Source organism: Desulfurellaceae bacterium (assembly GCA_021296095.1).
Taxonomy (GTDB): Bacteria; Desulfobacterota; Binatia; order Bin18; family Bin18; genus JAAXHF01.
The window spans coordinates 5,280-11,709 of record JAGWBB010000111.1; the positions used below are offsets into that span (position 1 = coordinate 5,280).

A 6,430-nucleotide genomic window follows, 5' to 3' on the forward strand; every position below is an offset into this window, starting at 1 on the left:
GAGTGGCGAGAGACGGCCCGCCTGGCGCCCAACCATGCCAAGGCCCACCACCTGCTGGGCCTTGCCCTGCAGGACCAGGGCAACACCGAGGAAGCGGTCGGCGAACTCCAGACCTCGGTACGTCTCGACCCCGAAAACGCTACGGCCTACGTGCATCTGGCCCAGGCTTTGGAGTCCAAAGGGGATAGCCAGGGCGCGTTGGGCGCCTATAACAAGGCCCTCGAACTGGTGCCGACATCGGCCCACGTTCACAATCGGCTCGGCCACCTGCTCGCCGCTCAGGGCGACTGGCAGGGCGCCGTCAAAGAGTGGCAACAGACGACCAAACTCCAGCCAGATTATGCCTACGCGTACGCCAATCTGGGCGAGGCTCTTGAACAGACTGCACAAAAGAAAGAGGCACTGGAGGCGTATAAACAGGCAGTCATTCTGGACCCGGCTGCACCGTTTGCCTCCGAGGTCCGCCAGCGGATTGTCCGTCTGAGCACGGACGAGTTCTGAACCGAGGTCGGCTGACGGAGTCTAGAATTCCGGGGAGACCGTCTCCTCAGGCCGATGATAGGGTGGCTGGTGTCGTTTGACCTCCCCGCGTCGGTGCTGGATATGATCCTCTAAACGTCGGCGAGCTGCCTCAAATGCCTCTCGAATCGCCTGTCGCAGGTCGGCCGTTTCGTGGTGGTTGACCACCAGCTCGGCTCCGGGGACAATCAGATCGATCCGGGCGGTGTACGGACCGCCTTTGCGATGGTGGTGAACCGGCCCTTCCAGCACAACCCGACATTTCAGGAGGCGGGGATAGACGGCGGCCAGCTTGGCGGCTTTGTCTTGGATGTGGTGGACTGTTGCGCGGTTCAAATGCAGGTCTTTGGGGGTCAGGTGAAGGGTGAATTGCATATGCGTCTCCTCTCTAGCACGTGAAGAGGAAACGTGTCGTCCATACCGTATGAAAAGGTTAACACATTTCCTCTTTGGAGCGGGTCGGCTGGAGCCGGAGGCTCCAACCCGGGGGCCAGGACGAGGAGATTACATATTCAAACGGAAGCCGACTTTGATTTTGACCTGAAACTGGTTGACCCGGCCTTCTTGAATCAGACCGCGGGCTTCGACCACCTCGAACCAGTCCAGATTGTTGAGCGTCTGACTGGCGCGGCTGATGGCGTTCTGGACCCCGTCTTCAATAGATGTCTCTGAGACGCCGACGAGCTCGATCAGTTTATACGTTTTTTCTTGCATGGATACTGCTCTTCCTCTCTATGTGTTGGGTCTGTGTGTCGGCAGCAGGAAACGTGTTGACCTTCAGAGTCCATCGGAGAACATGTTTCTTGCTGGGTGTGGGTGGCTGCCCTCCTATCCGGTGGCCCAGCTGCGCATCTCTTCGTCGCTCAGGTAACGGAACCCAACGTCAAGCGTGACCTGATACTGCCCGACCTTGCCCTCGACAACCGTTCCGCGGACCTCTTTGACTTCAAACCAGTCCAGGGCCTTGAGGGTCTGGTTGGCGCGTTCAATCGCGTTGGACACCGCGTGAGAGATCGAATCGTCCGAGACCCCAACGATCTCGGTAATCACATACGTCTTGTCTTGCATACGTTTCTCCTTCCTCTCTTCTTGCCTTTCTTGTTCAAATCTAACCTGACTTGGCTCGGATCGCCATGCTAGAGAAGTGATATTACGGTGACATTAGGGTGTCTTGTGGTCAAGCTCGGGGATGATATGAGGAGGATATGAGACCTGGAGTGCAGATCAGCTTTCCCCCCTTTCGCCTTGATCTGGGGAATGAATGTCTGTGGCATGGAACCCAGTCCATCGCCCTGAAACCCAAGGATTTTGCCGTCTTACAGTGTTTGGTGGACCAGCCCGGGCAGTTGGTTACCAAACAGCAACTGCTCGACACCGTGTGGTCTGGGACAACAGTCAGCGACGGGGTGCTCAAGGTCTGTATTCGTCGCCTGCGGCGCGCGCTGGGGGACGCGGCAACACAGCCCCGGTTCATCGAGACCGTCCATCGACGCGGCTACCGGTTCATTGCCCCGCTATCTTCCGCGACGGAGGCCGGGCTTCCTCAGGCCGACTCCGCCCTGCCTCCGCTCGTCGGCCGTGAACAGGAACTCAGCTGGCTCCACGACTGGTTCGGCCGTGCCCAGGCCGGCGCCCGTCAGATCGTGTTTGTGACCGGTGAGGCCGGCATTGGCAAAACAACGCTGGTCGAAGCCTTTTTGGCTCAGGTCGAACACCCCGCCTCGGTGTGGATTGGACGTGGACAGTGTATCGAGCAGCACGGGGCGGGCGAGGCGTATATGCCGGTGCTGGAAGCCCTGGAGCGGCTATGTCGGCGGACCGACGGGCGGCGTCTGATGGCCGTCCTGGCCCAACACGCCCCGAGTTGGCTGGCGCAGCTGCCGTCTTTGCTTGAGCCGGGTGAACTCGAAGCGCTCCAGCGCCGCATTCAGGGCGTTACTCGCGAGCGGATGCTGCGCGAGATGGTCAAAGCCCTGGAAGTCCTGACCGCTGAGGTGTGTCTGGTCTTGGTGCTTGAGGACCTGCAATGGAGCGATCACTCCACCCTGGCCCTGCTGTCGGTCTTGGCCCAGCGGCAAGAGGCGGCCCGCCTGTTGGTGCTGACGACCTACCGGCCGGCCGATATCTCGAACGCCGCCCATCCGCTCGCCGCCCTCAGCCAAGAGCTGCACCTACACCGCCAGTGTGGAGAACTGTCGCTGGCATTTCTGACGGCGTCGGCCGTTGGGGAATATCTGGCCGACCGTTTCCCGCTTGATGCCCCGGACCACGTCCAGCTGACCGAGTTGCTGCATCGGCAGACGGACGGTAATCCGCTCTTTCTGGTGAATCTGCTGGACTATCTGGTCGCCCACGGCTCCCTGAGCGAGGTCAACGGCCGCTGGGAAGTCCAGGCGCGGCTGTTCGACCTGGCGAGTATGGATGATGGCCGGGACTGGGTGCCCGACAGTTTACGGCAGATGATCGAGAAACAAATCGACCGCCTGAATCCACACCAACAGCAGCTGCTTGAGACGGCCAGTGTGGCCGGGGTCGAGTTTTCCGCTGCGGCTCTGGACGGCACGGTGGGCCACGATGACCCATATTTCAAGAATGGGACAGCCACACCGGCCGAGGAGCACTGCCAGGCCCTGGCCCGCCAGAAAAAATTCCTGTCCGCCGACGGCTGGACCGAATGGCCGGACGGCACCGTGGCCGGCCGTTATCGATTTATCCATTCGCTGTACCAGAACGTCTTGTACGGGCGTATCCCGGTCGGTCGCCGTCTCCAGCTCCACCGCGACATTGGAGAACGGGAAGAGCGGGCGTATGGCGAGCGGACTGGGGAGATTGCGGCCGAACTGGCCATGCACTTTGAGCAGGCCCGGGTCTTTGACCGCGCCATTCCCTATCTGCAACAGGCGGCCCACAACGCTCTGCAACGATGCGCCTACCAGGAGGCCATCGCCCATCTGTCACGCGGCCTGTCCCTGCTCGACCGGCAAGACCCGACAGGAAAGTGGACGATGATGACCGAGTCCACTTTTGGGACATCGGACCATCAGACCCGCAGCCAACAGAAAATCTCCCTGTCGCTCAGCCTCAGCGTGCCGCTGGCCATGACCAAAGGCTATGCCGCTCCAGAAGTGGAGGAGGTCTATAGCCGGGCGCGCAGCCTGTGTGAGGCGATTGGCGAGACCCGTCAGCTGTTCCGGGCCCTGCGCGGGCTGAGCGCGGTAGCTCTGATTCGGGGCGAGTTCCACACCACCCGCCGCTTGGGAGAGCAGTTCCGGGCCCTGGCCGAGCGCCAGACCGAGCCAACTCTGCTACTTTCGGCTCATAATACCTTGGGGATTACGCACTTTCATGTAGGCGAGTTCGACCGGGCGCGGGATCATTTCGAGCGAGGGCTGGCCCTGTACGATCCCCACCGCCGCCGGGCTGACGGGTTTGTCCAGGATCCCGGGGTGGTGTGCCGCTCGTATATCGCGCTGTCGCTGTGCCTGCTCGGTTTTCCGCACCAGGCCCGCGATAGCGCACGCCAAGCCGTGTCCCTGGCCCGCCAGCTCGCCCATCCCCACAGCCTGGCCTATGCGCTCGGCTGTGCGGCCATTGTGTCCCATATGTGTCGGGATGGACACGACACCCGGACGTTTGCCGAGGAGACGATCGCGGTGTCGCAGGAACACGGCTTCGCCTACTGGCTGGCCCTGGGGACGATCCTGGTGGTCGACGGCCAGAATCGGGCCTCGGACAGGATCGGGCAGATCCGTCGGGGACTGGCCGACTGGGGCGCGACCGGAGCGCAGGTCATGCGTCCTTATTATCTAGCGGTTCTGGCCGAGGCGTATGCCACGGCTGGGCGGCTGGCCGACGGTTTGCAGACCGTTGACGAGGCCGTGGAACTGGTCGGGGCGACGCACGAGCGGTTTTGTGAGGCCGAGCTGTACCGAATCAAAGCCGAGCTTGTGCTGGCCCGGGAGGGCGAGCGGTACGGCACGAACGGCAGCGGGCACGACTCGCGAACCCGGCCCCTGGTTGAGGAGTGTTTTCAACGGGCGATTGCGCTCGCCCGCCAGCAGCAGGCCAGGCTGTGGGAGCTGCGGGCGGTCTTGGGTCTGAGCCGGGCGTGGCAAAGCTGGGGACGGCGAACCGAGGCGCGGCAGCTGTTGGAAGACAGTCTGGTCGGGTGTGATACGGCTGGGGAGAGTAGCGATGTGGGGCAGGCCCGAACGCTCCTGTCCGAGCTGTCCTAGTCTGCGCACTATTCCGACGGCAACACACTGGTAATCACGAAGTTCTGCAAGGGTTGGGACCATTGCAGGCTGAGTTCCGCGCCAGCGGTGGGGAAGTCCGCCAGCTGGTATTCCTGGAGATTCGGCGGGCCGTAGTAGCCTGACCCGAAGAGGAGTCCGTCGTGACGGATGACCCATGAATGCTTGGGTTCTTCTTCTCCAGTGACCGGGTTGGGCCACAGGTAGTCAATCCAGTGCCCGGCCTCGGTTGCTCTGGCGATCTCCTTGCCTAACTCATAGCCGTCCGAGCCGACAATAGTTTTGATATCTTGGCCTATCAGGTTGGGCGAGACCGGCTGCGAGACAATGAGATCATTCTCGTCAATGATGAACACATACCACTCTCCGTCAACGCTGGCCGGGGAGTTGTGGTAGGCGACCGTCGCCTCTCGCCCGTCTCGGTCATAGCGGTCCAGCGCCGCTTGGACGAGGTTTTGGGTGAAGGTCGCTTTTTCCTCATCCCCGAAGGTGGTGACGGTCACCGGAATCTGAGCGAAGAGCGTGCCGTCAAGGAAAGCCCGGACGGTGTGCACTCCGTCGCCGAGGATGTTCCAGTTCAACAGCAGGCTGAAGCCGTTATCGATATCGCCGCAGACAGCCTGAGTATCCCCACGGACCGTGCCGTAGGCGGCTGTCAGTGACATATCGTTGATTTGAATGAGAATCTCCTCCGCCTCACACGCCCAGCCGGAGAGAACAGCCATGCCGCTGTGGAACGAGCCCAGGGCGGGATTCTCCAGGACGGCCGCCACACCAGCCACCTGGGAGTGGCCGACCGGGAGAGGCGTAGCGTCGTCAGTCAGCGACTCGTAGTAGCCTGACCCAAAGATGAGCCCACCGTAACGGATAGCCCATGTATGCTTGGGCTCTTCCTCTCCAGTGACCGGGTTGGGCCACGGGTAATGAATCCAGTGTCCGGCCTCGGTTGCCATGGCGATCTCCCGCCCGAGTTCGTAACCGTCCGAGCCAACAATAGTTTTGATATCCTGGCCTATCAGTTCGGGCATGATCGGATGGGCAATGAACAGATCGTTCTCATCGATGATGAACACATACCACTGCCCCTCAACGCTGGCCGGGGAGTTGTAGTACGCCGCTGTTGCCTCTCGCCCGTCTCGGTCATGGCGGTCCAGCGCGGCTTGGACGAAGTCGCGGGTGAAGGTCGTCGGATTATCCCGGATGACAAAGTTCTGGAGGGATTCCTCCCACTGGATACGGGTCTCCTCGTCGGCAGTCGGGAAATTCGTCAGGGAATACACGCCGTGCGCGTCGCGCAGAAACTCCGTCCCAAAGGTGGTGACGGTCACCGTGGCCTCGCCGAACGGGGTGCCGTCGGCCAGCGCACGAACGGTATGCTCCCCATCCCCGCTGTTGTTCCAGTTCCACAGGAAGCTGAAGCCATTGTCGGTATCGCCACACCTCTCCTGGGTGTCCCCGCGCATGGTGCCGTAGGCTGCGGCGAAGGACATATCGTCAATCTCGATCACGATCTCCTGTGCATCACAGGCCCAACCGGAGATCACCGCTATCCCGCTCTGGTACGAATCGGGCGCGGGGTTTTCCAACATCGCCATGCCGTTCCCGGTCTGGGCGAAGGCTCCCCCGCTCAGGAGAAAACAGGCCACGATAGCCATCAG

The 6,430-nt window shown here is 61.6% G+C and carries 6 protein-coding genes; 2 read left to right on the top strand and 4 right to left on the bottom strand.

Features of this window, described 5'->3' with window-relative positions; translation table 11 throughout:
* Nucleotides 1-501: tetratricopeptide repeat protein (locus J4F42_19745; GenBank protein ID MCE2487752.1), on the top strand; the 501-nt coding region annotated here is incomplete at its 5' end.
* A gap of 21 nt (nucleotides 502-522) precedes the next feature.
* Here J4F42_19745 and J4F42_19750 read toward each other — a convergent pair.
* The 3 genes from J4F42_19750 to J4F42_19760 all read right to left on the bottom strand — a co-directional run bounded on the left by J4F42_19750 (nucleotide 523) and on the right by J4F42_19760 (nucleotide 1,587).
* Nucleotides 523-894 carry an HPF/RaiA family ribosome-associated protein gene (locus J4F42_19750; protein MCE2487753.1) on the bottom strand — a complete coding sequence of 124 codons (372 nt, stop codon included), beginning with the start codon at nucleotides 892-894 and terminating at the stop codon, nucleotides 523-525.
* A gap of 129 nt (nucleotides 895-1,023) precedes the next feature.
* On the bottom strand, nucleotides 1,024-1,233 hold the full coding sequence (locus J4F42_19755; protein MCE2487754.1) for a dodecin domain-containing protein: 210 nt from the start codon (nucleotides 1,231-1,233) through the stop codon (nucleotides 1,024-1,026).
* Between the two features lie 114 nt (nucleotides 1,234-1,347).
* Entirely contained in the window at nucleotides 1,348-1,587 is a 240-nt protein-coding gene (locus J4F42_19760; GenBank protein MCE2487755.1) for a dodecin domain-containing protein, read from the bottom strand.
* Between the two features lie 137 nt (nucleotides 1,588-1,724).
* Here J4F42_19760 and J4F42_19765 point away from each other — a divergent pair, with 137 nt between their 5' ends.
* Entirely contained in the window at nucleotides 1,725-4,754 is a 3,030-nt protein-coding gene (locus J4F42_19765; protein MCE2487756.1) for an AAA family ATPase, read from the top strand.
* Between the two features lie 8 nt (nucleotides 4,755-4,762).
* Here J4F42_19765 and J4F42_19770 read toward each other — a convergent pair.
* A partial coding sequence (locus J4F42_19770; protein ID MCE2487757.1) for a cache domain-containing protein occupies nucleotides 4,763-6,430 on the bottom strand: 1,668 nt, incomplete at its 5' end.